24 protein-coding genes are annotated in these 21,589 nt (G+C 49.0%); 14 read left to right on the top strand and 10 right to left on the bottom strand.

Annotation, left to right across the window (positions count from 1 at the left end):
- Window positions 1-2 precede the first annotated feature (2 nt).
- From rpe to spoVM, 3 genes are all read left to right on the top strand, one after another.
- Entirely contained in the window at window positions 3-674 is a 672-nt protein-coding gene (rpe, locus tag ACFPXP_RS07720; RefSeq protein ID WP_379893647.1) for a ribulose-phosphate 3-epimerase, read from the top strand.
- Window positions 667-957: a hypothetical protein gene (locus ACFPXP_RS07715; protein ID WP_379893645.1), complete on the top strand. Its 291-nt coding sequence runs from the start codon at window positions 667-669 to the stop codon at window positions 955-957. The genes rpe and ACFPXP_RS07715 overlap by 8 nt, the downstream gene beginning before the upstream one ends.
- A gap of 198 nt (window positions 958-1,155) precedes the next feature.
- Window positions 1,156-1,239: a stage V sporulation protein SpoVM gene (gene spoVM / locus ACFPXP_RS07710; protein WP_379893697.1), complete on the top strand. Its 84-nt coding sequence runs from the start codon at window positions 1,156-1,158 to the stop codon at window positions 1,237-1,239.
- An 83-nt stretch (window positions 1,240-1,322) separates the two neighbouring features.
- Here the strand turns inward: spoVM and rpmB are convergent, their stop codons facing one another.
- The gene (gene rpmB, locus ACFPXP_RS07705; RefSeq protein WP_379893644.1) at window positions 1,323-1,511 is read right to left on the bottom strand and encodes a 50S ribosomal protein L28; all 189 of its coding nucleotides are present in this window, start codon (window positions 1,509-1,511) and stop codon (window positions 1,323-1,325) included.
- Window positions 1,512-1,875: 364 nt separating this feature from the next.
- Between rpmB and ACFPXP_RS07700 the strand changes: the two genes are divergently transcribed.
- From ACFPXP_RS07700 to ACFPXP_RS07680, 5 genes are all read left to right on the top strand, one after another.
- The gene (locus tag ACFPXP_RS07700; RefSeq protein ID WP_379893696.1) at window positions 1,876-2,235 is read left to right on the top strand and encodes an Asp23/Gls24 family envelope stress response protein; all 360 of its coding nucleotides are present in this window, start codon (window positions 1,876-1,878) and stop codon (window positions 2,233-2,235) included.
- Window positions 2,236-2,249: 14 nt separating this feature from the next.
- Window positions 2,250-3,977 carry a DAK2 domain-containing protein gene (locus tag ACFPXP_RS07695; RefSeq protein ID WP_379893643.1) on the top strand — a complete coding sequence of 576 codons (1,728 nt, stop codon included), beginning with the start codon at window positions 2,250-2,252 and terminating at the stop codon, window positions 3,975-3,977.
- A gap of 27 nt (window positions 3,978-4,004) precedes the next feature.
- Window positions 4,005-4,877 carry a DegV family protein gene (locus ACFPXP_RS07690; RefSeq protein ID WP_379893642.1) on the top strand — a complete coding sequence of 291 codons (873 nt, stop codon included), beginning with the start codon at window positions 4,005-4,007 and terminating at the stop codon, window positions 4,875-4,877.
- Window positions 4,861-6,912, top strand: a complete 2,052-nt coding sequence (gene recG / locus ACFPXP_RS07685; protein ID WP_379893641.1) for an ATP-dependent DNA helicase RecG — start codon at window positions 4,861-4,863, stop codon at window positions 6,910-6,912. The genes ACFPXP_RS07690 and recG overlap by 17 nt, the downstream gene beginning before the upstream one ends.
- 99 nt (window positions 6,913-7,011) lie before the next feature.
- Window positions 7,012-7,305 carry a stage VI sporulation protein F gene (locus ACFPXP_RS07680; protein WP_379893640.1) on the top strand — a complete coding sequence of 98 codons (294 nt, stop codon included), beginning with the start codon at window positions 7,012-7,014 and terminating at the stop codon, window positions 7,303-7,305.
- A 53-nt stretch (window positions 7,306-7,358) separates the two neighbouring features.
- Here the strand turns inward: ACFPXP_RS07680 and ACFPXP_RS07675 are convergent, their stop codons facing one another.
- The 4 genes from ACFPXP_RS07675 to ACFPXP_RS07660 form a co-directional block, all read right to left on the bottom strand.
- Window positions 7,359-8,360, bottom strand: coding sequence for a polyamine ABC transporter substrate-binding protein (locus tag ACFPXP_RS07675; RefSeq protein WP_379893695.1), 1,002 nt, complete (start codon window positions 8,358-8,360; stop codon window positions 7,359-7,361).
- Between the two features lie 171 nt (window positions 8,361-8,531).
- Entirely contained in the window at window positions 8,532-9,269 is a 738-nt protein-coding gene (locus tag ACFPXP_RS07670; protein WP_379893694.1) for an ABC transporter permease, read from the bottom strand.
- 65 nt (window positions 9,270-9,334) lie between these two features.
- Entirely contained in the window at window positions 9,335-10,183 is an 849-nt protein-coding gene (locus ACFPXP_RS07665; protein ID WP_379893693.1) for an ABC transporter permease, read from the bottom strand.
- Window positions 10,180-11,157 (bottom strand): ABC transporter ATP-binding protein, encoded by a 978-nt coding sequence (locus ACFPXP_RS07660; protein WP_379893639.1) that lies wholly within the window; start codon window positions 11,155-11,157, stop codon window positions 10,180-10,182. Before ACFPXP_RS07660 ends, ACFPXP_RS07665 begins: the two co-directional genes overlap by 4 nt.
- Before the next feature lie 195 nt (window positions 11,158-11,352).
- On the opposite strand from ACFPXP_RS07660, the gene ACFPXP_RS07655 reads away from it, so the two are divergent.
- Window positions 11,353-11,652, top strand: coding sequence for a LysR substrate-binding domain-containing protein (locus ACFPXP_RS07655; protein WP_379893638.1), 300 nt, complete (start codon window positions 11,353-11,355; stop codon window positions 11,650-11,652).
- A gap of 184 nt (window positions 11,653-11,836) precedes the next feature.
- Here the strand turns inward: ACFPXP_RS07655 and ACFPXP_RS07650 are convergent, their stop codons facing one another.
- The 3 genes from ACFPXP_RS07650 to ACFPXP_RS07640 all read right to left on the bottom strand — a co-directional run bounded on the left by ACFPXP_RS07650 (window position 11,837) and on the right by ACFPXP_RS07640 (window position 14,425).
- Entirely contained in the window at window positions 11,837-12,307 is a 471-nt protein-coding gene (locus ACFPXP_RS07650; protein WP_379893637.1) for a hypothetical protein, read from the bottom strand.
- Window positions 12,304-13,563: a DNA polymerase IV gene (locus ACFPXP_RS07645; protein WP_379893636.1), complete on the bottom strand. Its 1,260-nt coding sequence runs from the start codon at window positions 13,561-13,563 to the stop codon at window positions 12,304-12,306. Before ACFPXP_RS07645 ends, ACFPXP_RS07650 begins: the two co-directional genes overlap by 4 nt.
- 574 nt (window positions 13,564-14,137) lie before the next feature.
- Window positions 14,138-14,425, bottom strand: a complete 288-nt coding sequence (locus ACFPXP_RS07640) for a hypothetical protein (RefSeq protein ID WP_379893635.1) — start codon at window positions 14,423-14,425, stop codon at window positions 14,138-14,140.
- Between ACFPXP_RS07640 and abc-f the strand changes: the two genes are divergently transcribed.
- From abc-f to coaD, 4 genes are all read left to right on the top strand, one after another.
- Window positions 14,415-16,241: a ribosomal protection-like ABC-F family protein gene (gene abc-f / locus ACFPXP_RS07635; RefSeq protein WP_379893634.1), complete on the top strand. Its 1,827-nt coding sequence runs from the start codon at window positions 14,415-14,417 to the stop codon at window positions 16,239-16,241. The two genes, ACFPXP_RS07640 and abc-f, sit on opposite strands and share 11 nt — an antisense overlap.
- Before the next feature lie 213 nt (window positions 16,242-16,454).
- Window positions 16,455-16,778: a hypothetical protein gene (locus tag ACFPXP_RS07630; RefSeq protein WP_379893633.1), complete on the top strand. Its 324-nt coding sequence runs from the start codon at window positions 16,455-16,457 to the stop codon at window positions 16,776-16,778.
- Window positions 16,699-17,283 carry a 16S rRNA (guanine(966)-N(2))-methyltransferase RsmD gene (gene rsmD / locus ACFPXP_RS07625; RefSeq protein WP_379893632.1) on the top strand — a complete coding sequence of 195 codons (585 nt, stop codon included), beginning with the start codon at window positions 16,699-16,701 and terminating at the stop codon, window positions 17,281-17,283. Before ACFPXP_RS07630 ends, rsmD begins: the two co-directional genes overlap by 80 nt.
- Window positions 17,284-17,288: 5 nt before the next feature.
- Window positions 17,289-17,783: a pantetheine-phosphate adenylyltransferase gene (coaD, locus tag ACFPXP_RS07620; RefSeq protein ID WP_379893631.1), complete on the top strand. Its 495-nt coding sequence runs from the start codon at window positions 17,289-17,291 to the stop codon at window positions 17,781-17,783.
- 30 nt (window positions 17,784-17,813) lie between these two features.
- On the opposite strand, the gene ACFPXP_RS07615 is transcribed toward coaD, so the two are convergent.
- On the bottom strand, window positions 17,814-19,043 hold the full coding sequence (locus ACFPXP_RS07615; protein ID WP_379893630.1) for a nucleoside recognition domain-containing protein: 1,230 nt from the start codon (window positions 19,041-19,043) through the stop codon (window positions 17,814-17,816).
- A 61-nt stretch (window positions 19,044-19,104) separates the two neighbouring features.
- Between ACFPXP_RS07615 and ACFPXP_RS07610 the strand changes: the two genes are divergently transcribed.
- Complete coding sequence (locus ACFPXP_RS07610) at window positions 19,105-20,217, top strand: YlbL family protein (RefSeq protein ID WP_379893629.1); 1,113 nt, start codon at window positions 19,105-19,107, stop codon at window positions 20,215-20,217.
- Between the two features lie 8 nt (window positions 20,218-20,225).
- Here ACFPXP_RS07610 and ACFPXP_RS07605 read toward each other — a convergent pair whose 3' ends face one another.
- Window positions 20,226-21,461 carry a nucleotidyltransferase gene (locus ACFPXP_RS07605; RefSeq protein WP_379893628.1) on the bottom strand — a complete coding sequence of 412 codons (1,236 nt, stop codon included), beginning with the start codon at window positions 21,459-21,461 and terminating at the stop codon, window positions 20,226-20,228.
- Between the last annotated feature and the right edge of the window lie 128 nt (window positions 21,462-21,589).

Raw genomic sequence — 21,589 nt, 5'->3', positions numbered from 1 at the left:
CTATGGGCATTGTTATTGCTCCTTCCATACTTTCCGCAGACTTTGCAAAACTTGGCCCGGAAATTGCCGATGTGGATAAAGGCGGTGCGGATTGGATTCATGTGGATGTGATGGACGGACGTTTTGTTCCGAATATTACGATCGGCCCTTTGGTCGTTGAAGCGATTCGTCCCCACACAAAGCTGCCACTGGACGTACATTTAATGATTACTGAGCCGGAAAGATATATCGAAGCTTTCGCGAAGGCAGGGGCGGATATGATCACCGTGCATGCAGAAGCGACGGTCCATCTTCACCGGGCTGTGCACCAGATTAAGGAACTGGGCATTCAAGCCGGCGTTGCGATAAATCCAGCCACTCCGGCTTCCGCAGTAGAGGCTATATTGGATGATGTTGATCTCGTTCTCGTGATGACCGTCAATCCCGGCTTTGGCGGACAGCGATTCATCCCGCAGACGCTGAAGAAAATTGAGCAGATTCGAACTTGGATGAGAGAACGTCATACACCCGACAAATGGATCGAAGTTGATGGAGGCATCCAGGAGGAGACGGCGGGTCTCGTCGTGAACGCGGGTGCAAATGCATTGGTGGCTGGAAGCGCAATTTTTAATCACAGCGATCGAACTGCAGCGATTCAAGCGATTCGTTCGGGAATCGAGGTCAGTCATGCGTAATTTCTTTATCGTTTTCCTGTTCAGCCTGGCTTCGTCATTATTATTGTGTTTATTCGCGTTTATACCGACGATATTAAAGTACGCTTTTTCATTGGGCGCATTTTTAACCGGATTGAAGTTTTTCTCTACGTATGACAGCTGGAAGATGCGCGGCTCATACTTAGCGAGCTCTATCGTATTGTTCTTCATATGGATTATGCTTTATACCGTGTTCGCTTTCGCTTATGACTGGCCGCTTCCAGAAGGGGTTGTACCTGAAGAACAAGGAGCAGCCGCATATTAAAACTGGAATGACTGCCGGACGTCCGGCATATAGATGGTTACAAGAGATCACTTCTTGTAACCATTTTTCTTTTGTTGATCAAGCTGGAAAAAGTGTTCATCGATACCTTCACGAATCAGGGCACTTTTCCGATCATGCCCGAATATATTGTGATGAGAAAGACGTACTTCATGCACCTTATGTTTAGGAGGGGTTAGAATGAAATTTTATACCATCAAGCTTCCTAAATTTTTGGGAGGAATTGTTAAGGCGGTATTGAATACCTTCAACAAAAACAATTGATGTGAAGGTTTCCGAATTGAGGCGGAAAGCGTGAAAGGCAAAAGAAAAAAGCACCAGAGAAGGTGCTTTTTGTCTATGTGCGATTATACGCGTTGTACTTTTCCGGATTTCAGAGCACGTGTGCTGACATACACACGCTTAGGTTTTCCATCTACCAAAATACGGACTTTTTGAACGTTGACACCCCAAGTCCGTCTAGACTTGTTATTGGCATGGGAAACATTGTTTCCTCTTTTCGGACTTTTACCTGTTACAAAACATTTGCGAGACACCGAATCCACCTCCTATCAGAAAAACAACTATGCATGTTTCCATTCAAGAACACAAACACTTACAATATAATATCACATGCGTTTTTTATTAGTCAACGAGGCTTATTGTGCATTTAAAGCCAATTTACTCAAGTTAGGATGAAAGGAGACGACTTTCGACAACAATTTCACGGTTTGGTGAAATCCGCTTTTCTTATTAAATTGAATATAGTAAAATGAGGTAAGTTCAATGTATTCCATTTGAAGCGGAGAATAGTCTGTCAGGTCCAATACTTTCATAGAAACAGAACAGGCAGCATAAATCATGCGTAAGCACGCGGGCATGGAATATGATTTGATTGAATCTCTAAAGGAGATGGTGAGGATGCCGATCGAACTCGTAAACGAAGGCGGGAAAGTTCACGTATCTGATGAAGTCGTATCCGTACTAGCCGGCTCGGCGGCAATGGACTGCTATGGTCTCGTGGGCATGGCATCTAGAAAACAATTTAAAGACGGCATCGCAGAACTGCTGGGCAGGGAAAATTTAAGCCGCGGAGTTGAAGTTCGCAAAGACAACAGCGGTTTACATATTGATCTGTATGTGATTGTAATGTACGGTACCAAAATATCCGAGGTGGCCCATAATATTCAGTCTAAGGTGAAATACGAGCTCGAACAAGTTGTAGGACTGAATGTGGATACCGTCAATATTATCGTCCAAGGGGTTCGTGTATCTCGTTAGGAAGGAGAATATTCTTGGGTAAGCGCTTTATTAACGGTTTGGATTTTGCTAACATGGTTTATTCAGCGGCCGATGTGCTGAAAGCACAGGTGAATACGGTCAATGGATTGAACGTATTTCCTGTACCCGACGGGGACACAGGCACCAATATGAATATGACACTCATTTCGGGGGTGGAAATGCTCCGCAAGAAAGCAACCCATCATTTGGGACAAAATGCGGAAGCTTTGTCAAAAGGGTTGCTGATGGGGGCCAGGGGAAACTCCGGTGTCATCTTGTCGCAAATTTTCAGGGGCGTAGCCAAGGGCGCTGCGGATCTGGAGGAGATGAACGCGGCTCAGTTTGCCGCTGCACTTCAAAAGGGAGTGGATACCGCCTACCAGGCGGTTGTCAAACCGGTGGAGGGAACGATCCTAACGGTCGCCCGGGAATCTGCCAAGCATGGTGTTCAGATCTCCAGAAGAGTTCAGGACATCACCCAGCTGATGGAAGAGGTCTTGAATAAGGCCAAGGAGGCTTTAGCAAGAACGCCTGAGCAGCTTCCGGTACTCAAGCAAGTCGGTGTCGTGGACTCTGGCGGTCAGGGGCTTGTATTTGTGTATGAAGGATTTTTAGCAGCACTGAAGCAAGAGGAAGTCCCGGGCGCGATCGATTATACCCCGATACCGATGCCTGCAGAGCTTCCGGTCGTTTCTGCTGCTGCGCAGGAATTGCAGGAGAAAGCACAGTCCAGACTGGCGACAGAGGACATTGAGTTTCTGTATGATATGGAATTTTTTATTGATATTGCGGAGCGTAAGGTTCCTGGATCAGTCTTTGATATTGAACAATTTCGTCAAGAGCTGGCCAAGGATGGCGATTCCATTCTTGTCATTGAGGACGATCAGTTTGTAAAGGTGCATGTGCATTCGAGAAAGCCGGGCGATGTATTTAATCTGGCCATGCAATACGGTGAATTGAGCCGGTTTCATATAGAAAATATGCGGGAACAGCACCGTAAAATTGTTGATCCCGCGGTTCCGGGAAGTGAAGAACAAAGCATTGTTCCTGTTTCCGGCGCTGTAGATGGTGTAACTGAAGGGAAAAGGAAATTCGGCATCGTGGCGGTAGCCGTCGGTGAAGGAATTTCTGAGATTTTCAGCAGTATCGGAGTCGATTATGTGTTGTCTGGCGGACAAACCATGAATCCGAGCACGGAGGATATCGTGCAGGCCATTGAGAAAGTGAATGCGGAGAAGGTATTCGTACTGCCGAACAATTCAAATATTATTTTGGCGGCTGAGCAAGCCAAGGAGTTGGTGGAAGCCGAGGTTGCGGTGATTCCAGCCAAGACGATTCCCCAGGGAATGGCGGCCGCATTGGCATTCCAGGAAGGTGAGAATTTCGAAACGAATCAGGACATTATGAATCGTGCGTTGTCACAGGTTCGCTCCGGTCAGATTACGAAATCGATCAGACAGACAACCATCGACGATGTAGAAATCCAAGAAGGAGATTACCTGGCGATTTTGGACAGTAAAATTACTGCGGCAAGCAGTGATATCCTTGAAGCGGCGACAGCTTTATTCGAGGCCATGATCGTATCGGGAGACGAAGTGATCACGATTCTTCGAGGTGAAGATGCGCAGCAATCTGAAACCGATCAAATGGTTCAATTTATAGAAGAACGGTACCCGGACGTAGAGTTGGATATACTTGACGGAGGTCAGCCTCTGTACCCGTATTTGTTTGCTGTAGAATGAACGGATTTTGAATGAGGGGGTGCGAACATGGCAGCAGTTCGTATCGTAACGGACAGTACTGCGGATATTCCTAAGGAGATAAGGGAGCAGCTGGGAATCGAGATGGTTCCGTTAAAGGTGCACTTTGGAGAAGAAACGTTTTTGGATTCGGTAACGATTGAGGCGGAGCAGTTTTATACGAAGCTGGAGCAGGCAGATCAATTGCCGACAACTTCACAGCCTTCGCCTGTCGATTTTATGGATGTGTATAAGCGGCTGATTAAAGAGGACCCGGATGCACAGATCATATCCATTCATCTTTCGTCAGCGCTGAGCGGAACTTATCAATCTGCTGTACTCGCTCGCAACATGCTCGAAATCGATGAGCAGATTACGGTTTGGGATTCGAAATCGGCTTCTTATGGATTCGGTCTGCTGGTCGTTGCGGCAGCTAAGGCGGCCCAAAGTGGAAAGACAAAAGATGAAGTGCTGGAGGTCATCCGAGAAATTAAAGGGAACATGGCCCTCTATTTCTTAGTTGATACACTGGAATATTTGCAAAAAGGCGGCCGAATTGGCAAGGCAGCGGCCATGCTGGGCTCTTTGCTGAATATTAAGCCGATTTTATCGATTGATGAAGAAGGCGAAGTGGCGTCTGTCGATAAAGTCAGAGGTCAGAAGAAAGCTTTCGCCCGAATTGTCGATATGCTGAAGCAGCAGTTTGGCGATCAGGAGATTATTGTGATCGAAGCTCATGCGAAAGCAGAAAACTATGCCGATGCGTTCAAAGCGCTCTTGGAGCAGCATTTTGCTGTGCGGTCCGTCCAATATACGACGATCGGTCCGGTCATCGGAACACATGTCGGTACCGGAACGCTAGGCGTTTTTATTTGTCCTGCGACGTATGCGGAATATTTATAACATCCCTCTTACTCAATTAAGCGGAATCGGACCGCAAAAAGCTGAAGAGCTGAACGCTTTAGGCATTGAATCGATTGGCGGATTGTTAGATTATTACCCGTATCGATACGAGGACTATCGTATTCGCGATCTATCCGAAGTGAAGGATGGCGAGAAAATAACCATAACGGGGCAAGTGATTACAGAACCCGTCGTACAAATGTACGGAAGAAAGAAATCTCGGCTGTCCTGTCGAATGATGGTGAACGAGACGGTGATCAAAGCAGTTTGGTTCAATCGTCTCTTTCTAAAGGACAAGCTGAAGCCCGGCCTGGAAATGGTGCTTACGGGAAAATGGGATGGGCACAGGCTGCAGCTCACGGTATCTGAATCTGAGTTCCCCGGCAGGAGCTCTAGTCAAACCGGCGCGCTGCAGCCTGTTTATTCGTTAAGCGGCTCCTTTACGCAGAAGGGTTTCAGGCAGCTCATCGACAAAGCGCTGAAGTCTTACCGAAGCTTGATCCCGGAAATTTTGCCGGAATCGATTATCCGGGATCGCGGCTTGTTAGAGCGGAGTGAAGCGGTCGCTAGAATTCATCAACCCGGTGAAGCAGGAGAAGGACAGGCCGCCCGTAAACGGATTGCTTACGAGGAATTGTTTCTATTCCAAATGAAGCTGCAGGCATACCGGCAAATGAATAAGCGCAGGGCGGACGGCATTGCACATGCCATTGACAGCGGGGAGATCCGAAGGTTCGCAGATTCGTTTCCTTTTACGCTAACGGATGATCAGAAAAAGGTTGTCAATGAGATCATAAAGGATATGAGAGCTCCCAGCTGCATGAATCGTTTAGTGCAGGGGGATGTTGGCTCAGGTAAAACAGCGGTCGCTGCGATCGCACTATATGCGGCAGTGAAAGCAGGTCATCAGGGAGCGTTCATGGCGCCTACAGAAATATTGGCAGAGCAGCATGCCAGGACATTATCGAATTGGTTAGAACCGTTCGGTATGCAGGTAGGATTGTTATCTGGCGGCTTGACAGCCAGACAGAGAAGAGATGTTCTTGGAGGCCTGCAGATGGGCCTGATTGATGTTGTAGTCGGGACTCATGCACTGATTCAGGAGGATGTGCAGTTTCGCAGCCTCGGACTCGTTGTAACGGACGAACAGCATCGTTTCGGCGTGAATCAACGGGCGATATTGCGTAAAAAGGGTTTGAACCCGGATGTCCTAACGATGACAGCTACACCGATACCGCGAACACTGGCGATTACAGCTTTCGGCGATTTAGATGTATCCACAATTCGGGAGCGGCCGAAGGGGCGCAAGCCGATCAAAACGTACTGGAAGAAACCGGACGAGTTCGACCGTGTACTGCAGTTCGTTGAGAAGCAGCTGTCCAAGGGACGGCAGGCGTATGTGATTTGCCCGCTTATTGAAGAGTCTGAAAAGCTGGACGTACAAAATGCGATTGAACTGCATGATTTGCTGCAGGCCCATTTCGATCAGTTTCGAATTGGACTTCTTCATGGGCGCATGAACACAGAGGATAAAGAGCAGACGATGAAGCAGTTCAATGATCGAGAAATTCATATGCTTGTGTCAACAACAGTTATCGAAGTAGGTGTCGATGTCCCGAATGCGACGGTCATGATTATCTATGATGCGGATCGATTCGGCTTATCCCAGCTGCATCAGCTGCGGGGAAGGGTTGGACGGGGCGAGCATCAATCGTACTGTATCTTGATCGCTAATCCGAAGTCAGAGAACGGTGTGGAGCGGATGCAGGCGATGACCGAGACCGAAGACGGCTTTGAAATTGCGCGTAAGGATTTGGAATTGAGAGGTCCGGGCGATTTCTTCGGCACGAAGCAGAGCGGTCTTCCTGAGTTCAAGGTGGCAGATTTGACGCATGACTTTGAAATTTTGGAAATGGCTAGAGACGATGCGGCAGCGCTCGTATCTCAGTCGGCGTTTTGGACCGATTTAAAGTATACGCACCTGCGTGAATTCCTGCAGCGTGAGCAGGTTTTCCAGGGAGAGGTGCTGGATTAGCACAGGGTATGTTGTTTTTGTAAATGGTATGATACAGTCACATTTTGGGCACCTCCATCATAAGCTAATGAATGAGCTTGAGATGGAGGTGTTTTTCGTATGCCGGCAGCTTATGAAAAATATGGGATCAGCAAGGAATTGGTCCAGACGGTGAAGAAGAAAATGAAGGATCCGGTGATCAAACAGAAGGTGACCGATCTCGTCGAGAACGTCAGCAAGCAGCAGCTGCAAAATCCCGCCGCGGTAAAGACGCTTCTTGCGCGCATCAGCAAAATCATGAATTTGTCACTAACGCCTCAGCAATCTCAAGGCATCGTCCAATTTGTGATCGATCAAAAAATCGACCCGAACAATACGTTTCATTTGTTAAAGCTGTGGGGCATGTTCAGGTAGCAAAAAACCGGACCATCTATTAGATTAGACGGCCCGGTTTTTTGTAGTTCGTTTTATTGTCCGCTTTTCAGCTCGGTCCATGCCCGATCATAATCGGTCAGCGTTTCGCCAACATCCAGCAGCCACTCGGTACGATCCAGCTCTTCTTGTGAGAGGAAGATCATCGTGTTCGCGCGGTATTCCTCGCTGTGCAGTGGGTAGGCCGCTTCATTCGGATTGCTGTAGCCGATGTACTCGTAATTTTTTACGCTCACTTCAGGCTCCATTAAATAATTGATAAATTTCTCCGCAAGCTCTTTGTTTTTTGCGCCTTTCGGGATGGCCGTCGTGTCGGCCCAGATTGTGCCGCCTTCTTTAGGTACGACATATTCAATCGCGTCGTTCTCGTCATGAATGAATGCGGCATCCCCGGACCATACGGTGCCGATCCAAGCTTCTTCCGCAACGAATTTCTCTTTAATCGTCTCGGTATCAAAGGCCAGTACATTCGGCAGCAGCGCTTTTAAATCGTCTACCGCCGTCTGCAATTCCTCTTTATTGGTTGTGCTGTTGGAGTAGCCGTTTTTAATCAAGGACATCCCGATCGTCTCACGGGAATCGTTCAGCAATACGACACGGTTTTGATATTCCTCGTTCCATAGATCGCTCCAGCTGTCGACCGGCTCTTTGACATAGTTTTTATTATACGCAATACCGGTTACGCCCCAAGTATACACGATGGAATATTCGTTGCCAGGGTCATACGGCGGCGTTTGGAATGTCGAAACGATATTTTTCAAGTTTGGAATGTTGTCTTTATTTAGTTTCTCTAACAGATCCAGCTCGATCATCGTTGACACCATGTAGTCGGAGGGCTGAATTAAGTCGTATTGGCTTGCGCCTGCCTGCAGCTTGGCAAGAAGCTCCTCGTTGCTGCCGTATTGGTCGTAGTTGACTTTCACATTGTATTTCTCTTCAAAGTCCTTAATGACTTCAGGATCGAAATTATCCGACCAGCTGTAGATGTTCAGCTCTTCCTTGGATTCGGAGCAGGCCGTAAGCGGCAGTGCAACCATGACGATCGCTGCCAGCGTCAGTGTCCAAGATTTCCATTTGTTCATTGCTTAACTTCCTTTCAACTTAAGAATAAATAGTGCAGTTCCACAGTGCCGGTGTCAGGCGATCGATGATACAAGCTTTCGTGCTGAGCACCCGGCAAGGAAAGCTTTATTTATGGAATAAGGGATTTAGACGGATTCATCCGTGTTATTGCCCGTACCATTGCTGTTTCTTCGAACGATTTCCGCCAATGCAACCAAAATGAGCGTAATGACAATCATAACGGTTGCCAGAGCGTTCACCTCGGGCGTTACGCCTCTTTTGACCATGCCGTAGATGTAAACCGGCAGCGTCGTTGAGCCTGGTCCGGATACGAAGAAGCTGATCACGAAATCATCAAGTGACAGCGTCAAGCTGAGCAGTGCGCCTGCGACAATGCTCGGCATCAGCATCGGCAAGGTTACATGCCGGAACGTCTGCCAAGGTGTAGCCCCTAGATCCTGCGCCGCTTCTGCCAGATCGTTTCGCATGCTTTGCAGCCGAGTTGAAACGATCACAAAGACGAACGGGATGCAGAATGCGATATGGGCGATCATGATCGTCATTTTCCCCAGCGGAATACTGAAGTAGCTGAACATCAGCAGCAGCGACAACCCCATGAGCAGATCCGGCAAAATAATAGGCAGATACAGCAGGCTGCTCCAAGCAAACTGCCATCGGAACGAGTATCGGTGAAACGCCAGCGCGGTCATCGTCCCTAGTACGGTCGATACGATGGCAGTCGTTATTGCGATGGTGACGCTGTTCATAAAGGCTTCCATCACCTGACGGTTGTCCAGCAGGGACACATACCAGTCGAAGGTGAAGCCGGACCATACGGCATTGATTCTCGAATCGTTAAATGAGTAAAGTACGAGTACGAACATTGGAAAATATAGGAAGAACAGTACGACATAAGCAAAAGGTGAAAGCCATCGGTTGGATTTCTTCCTCACAGCTTCAGCACCTCCTGTCCGTTCTTCACTTTACCCGCTCGATACTGCCAGTAGAGCAGCACGAGGGACAGCACCATGAGCACCATGGAAGCAGCGGAACCGAACGGCCAATCCCGCGCCGACAGAAACTGGTTTTGAATTAAATTGCCAAGCAGCATGGTCTTGGCTCCGCCCATCACATCCGGCACGATAAACATCCCGATGGAGGAGACGAAAACGATGACGCAACCGTTAATAATGCCGCTTTTGGTGAGCGGCAGAGTGACGTGAAGGAAAGCCTTCCACGGCGTCGCCCCCAGGTCATAGGCAGCTTCCAGCTTATTGCGCTCCAGCTTCTCAAGTGTGACGTAAATGGGGAGCACCATGAACGGAAGCAGCGTATACACCATACCGAGCATGACGGCTCCGTTATTATACAGCAGCTGCAAAGGCTCTTCGATCCATCCGAAATGCATCAGCACCATATTGACGATACCCTGGGACCGGAGAATAACGACCCACGCGTAAGAGCGGATCAGAAAATTAATCCAGAAGGGCAGCATCATGAGCAGCAGCCATATTTTCTGCTTATGCGGCTTTAGGCCGGCAATATAATAAGCTAACGGATAGGCGATCATCAGCGTCAGGAACGTCGTCAGGAAAGAAACGACGAGCGTATCTAGCATGATCTTTCCATACAGGCTGTCGAACAGTCTCGTGTAGTTATGTATGGTCCATTCATAGACCAGCTCGCCGTACAGGCCCCGCTGAAAGAAAGAATAGAGCGCGATCATCAGCAGCGGTGCGGCAAAAAACAAGATGAGCCAAGTGAGGGCGGGTACGGCCAGCCATTTGCCTTTGTTCAGCAACCGAGTCCCACCTCATTTTCTTTGCTCCAGATCAGCTTCACACTCTGTCCCTTGACTCTGGATTGATAGCTTTCTTCATACAGCGTCCAGCGCTCTCCCTGATCGCTGCGTACAAACAGCTTGGTCATACTCCCGGTGAAAACGGCATCCTCAACCGTCCCGGAAATGCTGCTGCCTTCTGAACTAGTGCCTGTATCCACGGCCTTGATATGATGGGGCCGCACACAATACCATTCATCTCCGCGGGCGAATATATTGTTCTCGCCGACAAATTGTGCTACGAAACGATTGGCCGGCCTGCGATAAATCTCTTCAGGGGAGGCAAGCTGTTCAATAACGCCCTGGTTCATGACCGCGATTCGATCAGACATCGTCATCGCTTCTTCCTGATCATGGGTGACATAGATGAACGTGATGCCGAGCCGTTTTTGTAAATTTTTGAGCTCCAGCTGAAGGCTTTTGCGAAGCTGGTAATCGAGTGCGCCTAACGGTTCATCCAGGAGAAGCACCTTCGGGTGGTTGATAATCGCCCGAGCGATGGCCACCCTTTGCTGTTGGCCGCCGGACAACTGGTCCGGCTTTCGTTTGCGCAGCGATGTGAGTTGTGTTTGCTCCAGCACTTCCTGCAGTCTGCGTTTCTGCTCGGCTGCCGCGATCTTCTTCATTTTAAGACCGAAAAGAATGTTATCCTCCACATTCATATGAGGAAACAGGGCGTAATGCTGAAAAACGAGATTCATATCGCGTTTATATGGAGCATGGCCTGTAATTTCTTTTCCTGCCAAATAGATGGCCCCTTCGGTAGGGTGCTCAAAACCGGCAATCATTCGCAGCAGCGTCGTTTTTCCGCAGCCGCTGGGACCGAGGAGCGTTAAAAATTCACCTTCCAACACGGACAGAGACATGGTCGGAATGACCGTCTGGGCATCGAAGGCTTTATAAATTTGTTTTAATTCGATCATTGTATTCATACAGCATTCCCATCCAGTAATCTATAATCTATTAGCGCATATAAAAAAACCACATAGATATCATTATATGCGTAATTTCTGAGAATACTATAGGTTTCGACAAAAAAATCACGAACGATTTTTGGCAGGGGATGGTTAATGATCGTGTCATACTAGATATGGAATGGTGTAGAGGGTCCGGAGCATATGTAGTAGGTGCTTTGGGGGGAGGCGTTTTCCGGGTTACCATTTATTCTCACTGATTACCATACATTTTATCCAGAGGTTGATTTAACACTAAAAACTGGAACAACAGAAGAGATCATCCATTTGATGTTGAAGTACGAATTGGATGGAGCTTTTGTAGCCGCGCCAGTTGAACACACGGAGTCCGATATTATAGAGGTAGGGATTGAGGAGCTTGCGTTCATATCGGGACGACAATTCCCCTCCATTGATCAGCCAGAACAATGGCGAAATCTGACTTTACTGGTGTTTCGTGTTGGTTGTTCTTAAGCACCATAGCTTAACAAGGCTGCACGCTTAGTCTCGCGGCAGCCTCATAATCTCCTTCTAAAAAAATTTAAGTCTATTTCATTGTGGAGCATACATTGGAAATGTCGTTGTTGAAAACTCCAGTTGGCATAACAAGCTCCCGTTTTAGTTCCACCGCAGCCTCGACCTCGTGATGTATTAAGTTCTATTTCCCTTTTTGTTCGATTAACTTCGCAACGTTATTTAAGTATTTAGCTAATCGCACACTCATTTCGGATCGAACCACATCACGGACAATCCCGAAACGTTCTTCGTAGCCGCGGCAAAGAATTTTATAATACATAACCAGATCGATCTGTTCATCATGGATAACTTTTATGTTTCGTTTGCTTAACTCCCGGCGTAAGTTGTACATGTCTGTATGAATTTGATGCATAACCGCTTGGGACGCCGTCAAATAAAGATTTTTTAAGAGGTTTGTGGATGTTTCTATTTCCTTCTTACTCCTCTCAACCATAGTTAGCATATGCGGAAGCAGAATGTAATCCCTAGCCATGGTATATTCTTCGGGTGTCGGCCGGGTAGAAGATTTGTACTGGCGTTCCTCGTATTGTTCGACATGCTCTGTGAGCGCCATTTTCGATTTCCAGCGACCATTTCCATCCAATTTACTCATGCCCAATGACCTCCAATTTGAGCCGCTCTTTCAAACGCCTGACCTGTTTTTAACAAAGACGATGCGCGGACGATGGCGGTCGGCCCGAATTTATCTTTTAGCGTATCGACTGCTTTTTCACGTCTAATGAGACGTTCGCGATCCTCAAATAAATCCAACTGATACACCCTATCATCTGAAAGATCAGTAAGGGTAATATGCAACTGAGTAAGAGGCATGCCTTTCCAGTGCTTTAAAAACAGTTCATGAACCGCCGCGCCGACTTCATGTTCCAAATAGGAGGGCCGCTGCAGCGTCATTTGCCGCCCGAAACTCGATGATTGATACCCGTCCGTTTCTGCAGCACCTACGGCTACGACCCGGCCCATATATCCGTAACGGCGGGCGCGGCGGCAAACTTCGATGACAAGCTCCACCATGAGCGGCTCAATGTCCTCCATTGTTCTATACATGCTCCATTTCAGAGCTCTGCCGTTGTTAATGACTTTAATTTGGCTTCGCATTCCTGGAACAACCGGACTTGGATCAATGCCATTGGCAGTTTGCCAATAATATTCAGCTTGAATGTCGCTTTGGCGTCCCATTCGCAAGCGCATCTGTCTTTTAAACTCATTCAAATCGAGTCGCGCAATGTCGCCAATCGTATGCAGGCCCATTCGAGCAAAATGAGCAGACATACGTCTAGCTACCATAAACATTTTATGGACCGGCAAAGGCCAGAGCTCGGTTTCGATGTTATTGTGCGTAAGTTCAAAAATACCGGCAGGATTCTTTTTTGAAAAATTATCCGTGGCCATCTTGGCAAGTATTTTATTGGGTCCGATACCGACACGCGACCATACTCCAGTTGAAAGTTTTACTCGTGTTTGGATGAGACGGGCTATTTCTTCAGCGGAACCGAGTAAGGAAATGGATCCTGTTACATCTAGGAATTGCTCGTCGATGGAATAAGGTTCAACGAGATCCGTGATGGATTCGAAAATTTCCGTGATTAACAAGGAGACCGATATATAGGTTTGCATGCGAGGCCGTATAACGACCAGATCGCGGCATTTGGCCATTGCCTCAGCAACTCGTTCGGCTGTTGTTACGCCGCGTGATTTCGCAATCGGACAGGCTGCAAGGATAATTCCGTTTTTTCGTGCGGGGTCGCCTACAGCTACGGGCTTATCCTTCAGATCCGGCCGGGCCGCTTTTTCAATAGACGCATAAAATGACTGTCCATCCACCAAAAGAATTGTACGCTCATGAGGCATGATGCTTCACTGCCTGTATAACCACAATTCGCTCGGTTCGAAACACGGAGCACGTGAACAAGTAATAGGCTTTAGCCGTGCTGTTTTTCACGAAGCCAACGCAAGTATGATGTTTGTGAAGGATCTTCTCGAGACTCAAGAAGATCCTTTTGTTACGTCCAATGTGTCTATGCATTAGAATTCCTCCGATTGGAACATACATTCTTAAGATCGAATATCGCATTTGAAATGCAGCGAAAACGATATCGCTATAAATAAGCGAACCTTTTATTTTGGTATCTTCGTCGCAGCTTTTCTTTTTAGGGTTGGTGTGCGGTTATGGTTGTTGACAAGAAATATAATGCGTTCAGGCAATTCAGATCACCTCGAAATAGGGAACGTATGTTCCTTAGTATATGATATTATATGGCGAATATACGTTCGTGTTCAACCGTAAAAATATGGAATACGCGGATTGACTTCAGGCATGCCGCTGCGCTACAATGGGGGTATTCGCGGCGATGCGCCGTGAATAATGTGCCCGGGCTTATCGCCAAGGAGGAACCTGTTAGCCAATGAAGTAATCACACGAATCTCACGAAATCACCTCATACGCTTGGAAGTGAAAAGCGGCTCTGCCAGAAGCAGTGGAGACGGTGACGGGATACGTGTGTGCCTCGGAGGTTATACAGCAGTCTTTTCTTGAAGAATAGGCGATTCCAAAGCAGTGATTCACACTGGATTTGGACTGTATCAGCTTATGACCGCAGTTCAATAGGCGGCCGAAGCTGTTATCCGCATACTTTCCATCCGAACCCGTCCCGCCGCAGGCAGAAGCCTGTGGTTTTTTGTATTTAAAGGAGGAATGCGGATTGCTTATCATACAAGGAAAAGGTCTATCTATAGAGATCGAAGGACACCGATTATTCGAAAAGGTCGATGTCGACATCGAAAAAGGAGAAAAATGCGCGCTGTTCGGTAGAAACGGCACAGGCAAGACTACTTTACTTCGCGTGCTGAAGGGGGAATTGGAGCCGCAGGAGGGGCAGCTGTACCGAGGGGTCTCCGCGGAAGAGTGGGGCTGGCTGGAGCAAAAGCAGGAGGAGCGCAGCGATATGCAGCTGCTGGAGTTTGTGCGGTCGGCAAGCGAGGAGATGGCTGGGCTGAAGCGAGAGCTTGAACGGCTTCAAGCGGCGATGAATGAGCAAAATCATTCAATAGAGGACACTTGGGAAGCTTACAGCGAGGTTTACGATCGGTACGTATCGCGAAACGGCTATGAATGGGAGAGAGAATCCGAGGAGTGCCTGCTGCGGGCCGGATTGGATCGGCAGTATTGGGATATTCCTTTCGGCAGCTTGAGCGGAGGGCAAAAGACGAAGGCGCAGCTGGCCAGCCTTATGCTGCAGAAGCCGGAAGTCATTCTGATGGATGAGCCGACGAATCATCTCGATCAGGAAACGCTCATGTGGCTGGAGCAGTGGCTCCGCGAATACAGCGGCACCGTTCTGTTTGTATCCCATGATCGGGAGTTTATGGATAACGTGGCGGACAGCGTCATTGCACTGACACCTGCCGGCACCCGCAAGTATAAGGGAGGCTACACGGCATACAAGCGAAAAAAGGAGGAAGAGCTGCGAAGGCAGGAGGCGCTCTATAGGCAGCAGGAGCAGGAGAAGCAGCACATCCTGGAGAGCATTCGCCGCTATCAGCAGTGGTTTCACGTTGCTCATGCGGCTGCGGGCGTGCGCAATCCGTTCTATGCCGCCAAGGCAAAGAAGAACATCTCCCGATACCATGCCAAGGAGAAGCAGCTGGAACGGTTGGAAGCAAATCGGGTGGAAAAGCCGCGTGAGGATGCCGGTATCCACGTTCGTTTGGAAGGGGAATCGTTCCACGGAGATGCGCTCATGCGGCTTCAGCAGGTCAGCTTCTGCTACGATGGCATGCCGCTGCTGTTTTCCCAAATCAACCTGCAGATCGCGCGTGACGAACGACTGGCAGTCGTCGGCCCGAACGGCAGCGGGAAGAGTACGCTGCTGAAGCTGCTGACGGGCGAACTGAGTCCGACGGAGGGGGAGGTTCTTCGCCATCCGAAGTGCCGCATCGGCTACTTCTCCCAAGAGCTGGAGCAGCTGGATGAGAATGAGGTGCTGCTTGACTCCATGCTGTCGATTCCGCAAATGACACAGACGGAGGCGCGAACGCTGCTTGGCTGTTTCTTGTTTTCGCGAGATGCGGTTTACAAGCGGGTCGGCGCTCTCAGCATGGGCGAGAAGTGCCGTGTCGCCTTTCTACGGCTTTATTTCAGCGGGGCACCGCTGCTCGTCTTAGATGAACCGACGAATTATTTGGATGTGGATACGAGAGAGCGGATGGAGGCGGCTTTCGAACGTTTTCCCGGGGCGATCGTCTTCGTTACCCATGACCGCTATATGCTGGGGCGGATGAGCCGCAGATTGCTTTTGTTGGGAAGAGAGAACGGGCAGGCGCTCGTCTATCCTGCAGGATATGATGAGTATGTAAAAGCGCTGAAGGAAGGTACGTTCATGGCCAGCGGAAGCGAGGCGCAAAGAAGAGCGGAGCGGAGCAGACTAGAGATGGAGCTGTCGTATTTGATCGCAGAGCCTGCAGAGGATGAAGAAGAGCAGCGGCGTAAAATTGTTGATTTGAAGCGGCGGCTCGAGCAATTGAGTTGAAAAGATAAAGATTGGCTTGACGTAGTCCGGTCAAAGAGAACAGGCGAAAATGAACTGCACCCCCATGGCCAGTTGTTCCTATCAAGCGGGGAGCAGTTCAAAAAGCCGCCTGTTTTTTTCCTGTCTTGAGCTCTTAAAACGCAAAAAAAAATGCTGCAACCACAAGGCCGCAGCGAATGAATGCCGGTACCTGCTCACGCAGGTACCATTTTCATGGGAGAGGAGAAACCGGATGAAGAGCTTATGGGGAAACGTAAGTCTTCTCCGCGGTTGTCGACGGCATCTCTCGATGCCGCTAATTACAGTATGGACAGATTGGAAAGGAATATACATGCTGGCATTATTTTTTTGAAAGAGGCCTGTGCTAAGCGGTTAGACTGTGTTTCTTTTGTTACCTTTGCTAATTATGGTACGATAGATTACACATTCATTGAAAAGGGTGCAGGTGAAATCGGAATTGAGAGTGATATCAGGAAAAGCGAAGGGCAGAAGCCTGAAAGCGGTGCCGGGCATGTCAACCAGGCCCACGACGGATAAGGTCAAGGAAGCGCTGTTCAGCATGATTGGGCCTTATTTTGACGGAGGACTCGTGCTGGATTTGTTCGCGGGTACTGGAGGTTTAGGCATTGAGGCTCTAAGCCGCGGGATGGAAAAAGGCATATTTATCGATATCGAAAAGAAAAGTATAGATACGATTATGCACAATTTGCAATCGGCCCGTTTGCAGGAACAATCGGAAGTATACCGCAATGAAGCCGGACGGGCTCTAAAAGCGCTGGCGAAAAGAGATCTGCAGTTTGATCTTGTGCTGCTGGACCCTCCATACCGCATGAAAAATATGGATGAATGGCTTGAGACGATGCAGGAACTTGGTTTGCTGAAGGAAGGATCGATGGTTGTTATCGAACATGATGCAGCCCATACGTATCCTGAGGCTATCGGCGGCCTGACGATCCGAAAGCATGCGGTATACGGGGAAATCGCAGTTACGGTCTATCTACTTTCAGAGCCTATAGAATTGGACAACGAAGAGATGGAGTGAAGAGGATGAATTCAACGCATAAGGAAAAAATCGCGGTGTATCCGGGCAGCTTCGACCCGGTGACCTTAGGTCATCTGGATATTATCCGGAGATCAGCCAAACAATTTGATCGGGTAATTGTCGCCGTGCTGAATAATACGAGCAAGAAGCCGCTCTTCTCTGTGGAGGAACGGACAAACCTGCTCAAAGAAGTGACGAAGGATCTGCCTAACGTGGAAATTGATCATTTCCGCGATCTGCTCGTCAATTATGTGAAGCTGAAAGGGGCGAGCGTCATTATTCGGGGCCTCCGGGCAATTTCCGATTTTGAGTATGAACTGCAGCTCGCGACCACGAACTACAAGCTTTATCCCGAAGTGGAAACGATCTTCATGATGACGCATCCGCAGTATTCGTATCTCAGCTCCAGCATTGTCAAAGAGATCGCGCAGTTTCACGGTAATTTTACGGATCTGGTACCTGAGGCCGTTGAAACGGCTTTGAAGAAAAAATTTGAGTAATATGCCCTCTAGCGGCTTCATACCAACCGCTTAAAGCGTCCGGTTGCGGGACGGGTGCAAGCGAAATGCGAGAATGGCCACAAGGATCAATCCGCCGTAGACGGTAAACAGCCACTGGGCTTCCAGCTTCCACAGCGTCCATATATCCGGAGGAGCGTATGCTGAGGGTGTCTCTCTAGGTCCTGAATGAAAAGCTGGGGCTGTGTTTGCCGAAAGGCGCTTGAACGGTTCCCATAAAATAAGGATCACAAAGAAAGAGATCAGAGATTGGGCGATTTTCGACCAGAGAAATGGGACATAACTTAGATCCGTTTCTGAAATGATGCTTTTCACTTGAAAGTGAAGTGCAAGCCCGCTCCAGGTGAGCAGAGCGGATGTGAAGGCCGCCTGCCATGGCAAGAGCATATCTGCAGAGGAAGCGGCAAATGCACCTAAATGTACCTCAAAAAGACTGGATACGATCAGGTGAATCCATACTCTGGCTTCCATCCCGAAAGGGGCAAAGGAGTCTCTGAACAGGAGCTGCTCGACCGAACCGGAAATGACGGAAAAAATCATCATCGTACCGCCGATAAGCATCAGGTTTTGGACGGAAAGGGTCACGGCGTCACCGAGCACTTTGCCGAAGCTTCTTCCGTCTTCTTCTCGACCGCGGTCGGCAGCATCCAGCATTTTTTGCCAGAGAGACACCGGCTTTGCAGGTTTCGCCTCCCGATCGTCAGGAACCTTGGGTTCCTTTTTTATCGGGTACAGCATGCCAATGGCAAGGATGGAAATACATTGTGCGATAAAGAGAAGCCAGCCTAGTGATGGGGATAGGAAAAAACCGACAGCCACGATGCCAAACAGCGTGACGGGGCTCGTTAAGTGGCTGATCACGAGCAGCTTTTGTCCTTCCTGTCTGCTAATCCAGCCCTGCTTCCGCAGCTTAGCGGTCATTTCAGCACCCGCTGCGTAGCCGGCCGTCCAACCAAAGGCGGCGGCCCAGCCGCTGATGCCGGGAAGGCGAAACAAGCTTTGCATGATCGGGGCGATCAGCACACCTAAAGCGTGAAGAATACCGAAGGCGGCGGAAATTTCCGTTAAAATAAAAAATGGCAGCAGACCGGGGAAGACAATTTCCCACCAAATGTTAAGCGCCTTAAGCGAGGCTTGAAAAGCCTGCTCGGGAAACATGACAATGCTGGCGGCAACAGCTAATAATACGGCTGCGATGAGAAAGGTCGCGGCGCGTCCTTTGATATATCGAAAACGGGGCATACCTTCACCTCTTTTGATTCGATCGGACATAGTACATGTTTACGCGGGAGGCTGTCCTTTTATGTTTCAACTAGAAAAACGAGGAAAGGAGAAGGAGAGACAAATGAAAGCTTTTAAGCTGCAAAGGCCGACGGCATGGCTGTTGCTGCTGCTCGTCTTCATTTATGTATTAGCTTACGTTCCGACACCTTACGCGGTCATGCAGCCCGGCAGAGCGGCCGAGGTACATCCGATGATTCAGGTGCGGCAGGGGGATATGCAGGAGGAAGGGACGTTTATGATGACAACCGTCGCGCTCGACAGTACCATCTCCGTGCTGCAGCTGGCTTATTCCTACTTGAACCCAAATTTAGAGATTACACGCAAGGACCAAGTGTTCCGGCCTGGGGAAAGTCGGGATCAGTATTTGGAAAGGCAGCAGTACAATATGGCCAAATCCCACAGTAATGCGATTATGGCCGCTTACCAACAGGCAGGTATTTCGTACGATGTCGTGATTGAACAAATTCGTGTGAATCAAGTGGTTGAACAGTTTCCAGCCGACGGGGCGTTGGAGTCGGGCGATCAACTGATCAGTTTGGACGGCACCCCTGTATCCAGCCTCGAGGACATCACAGCCGTGATGGAAACGAAAGAAGAGGGGGATACATTGCGCGCAGCCGTGATCCGGGACGGAAAGGAACAAACGGTGGATATCGAGCTCGACTATCCGGAAGGCGTTGCCGAGGAGGATAAGCATTTACTCGGGGTGGATCTAAATTTTATCCAAAATGTCATACCAGACAATCCGGATGAAGAGGTTCACATAAAAGTAGGTGATATCGGCGGGCCGTCAGCAGGATTAATTTTTGCGCTGGAAATTTATAATCAGCTAACGGCCGGGGATTTAAGCAAAGGCTATCGGATTGCGGGCACCGGCGAAATTGATGCGGATGGAACGGTGTGGCCGATCGGCGGCATTCAGCATAAAATTGTGGCGGCCGATCGCGAAAAAGCAGATATTTTCTTCGCCCCCAAGGATTGGTATCCGGAGGAAGGAAGCAATCTGCAGCCGGTGTTAAATTATACGGAGGCCGCGGAGAAAGCAGAAGATATCGGGACGGATATGAAAGTCGTCCCCGTCGGCAATTTACAAGAAGCGCTGGACTATCTGGAGCAGCTTCCTCCGAAATAAGCTAGAGACTATATTTGGATCGGAGGCTTATAATAGTCCCTGTACACTGCAGAAGCATCGGCCTGCTTAGGAAAAGCGTGGGCATAAACCGCAGCGGCTTGAATATCCATATGAAGCATCGAAGCGTGCTCCTTACCCGCTTGCAGGATAACGGGCACCTTCGCAGTATGTTTCATGCGCCTGAGCAATTCGCGGCCTTTGCTGGAGAAGCCGAGAACACGCAAATATGGCACGCCGCGGGAAAGCACTTCTCTCGCTAACTCCGATTTGCGGTGCTGAAGGAGGATTCGTGTCATCGTCCGCTGAAGCTTTGTCAGCGTATATCGTTTCGTCTTGAGGCTCTGGATCCAACCGTGAAACGAGTCGAACGACCGCCGAGTCAGGCTCTGCTTCATGCGATGCTCCAGCCCTTCCGTCACCTCAGCGAAATCAGACAAAGACTGTGGGGACATGCTGTGCAGCAGATGCAATAAAGAAGGATAAAAATGGTTCCAGCACATCAGGCCTCTGCCCAGCTTCGCTTCCCGCTGCAGAATTTCGAGTGTAGAGGGAGGAAGATAGTCTGCGCAGCGCTCCCAATTTTCTTCGTCCAGCAGAAGCTTGCGAATGGCCGTAGCGCTTGCGATTTTGGAATCAGTAATATCCTGCTGCATATATCTTGATTTTTCACGGCGGATGGTGAGGGGCTGTATTTTGCTGTTCCATTTTTTTAATGCCAGCAAATAATGCAGTCCCAGACTGTTGTTCGGCTCCTGCAGCAGCGCAGCGCTTGGCGCTGCACCGCTTTCAACGATGAGTCTGGAAGCGGCATTCGCATAAGCTTTAGGATAAGGAGAGCCATGCCCCAGCTCCTCGGCCAGCGCCTGCTTGAACAAAGGCGGCTCCTGATAAAGCAGGTCGGCAAGCATCAGTAAATCACTTAAGTCCCCATGCTCGCTGCCGAAGCAGAGCGAATCGACGATGCCCGTTTGCTCGAGCGCGGAAACCGCTCCGTAGGCAAACCATTCTGCCGGCTGACAGGAGAAGGCGACCGGCAGTTCAATCACTAAATCGACGCCCATGCGGAGCGCCATTTCCGTACGTGCCCATTTGCTTACAATAGCGGGTTCGCCTCGCTGCAGGAAATGGCCGCTCATGACGGCTACGACCGCTTCTGCATCCGATGTCCGCTTAGACTGTTCAAAATGATAAACATGTCCGTAATGTAGAGGGTTGTATTCAACGATAAGACCTACTGTTTTCATATGCTTGAATTCTCCTTTAAACAAGGTCATTCATATGCTTTGCACCCTTTGCCGATGTGGGTGATTTTACCGGATCGAATTAAGTACCATCATAACATGTCATTCAAGTTGTTGACAAAGTATAAAAC

Origin of the sequence: Marinicrinis lubricantis, from assembly GCF_042658665.1 — a bacterium.
Taxonomy (GTDB): Bacteria; Bacillota; Bacilli; order Paenibacillales; family KCTC-33676; genus Marinicrinis; species Marinicrinis lubricantis.
Note: the sequence above shows the minus strand (reverse complement) of the source record. Positions and strands in the feature narration are given on the sequence as shown.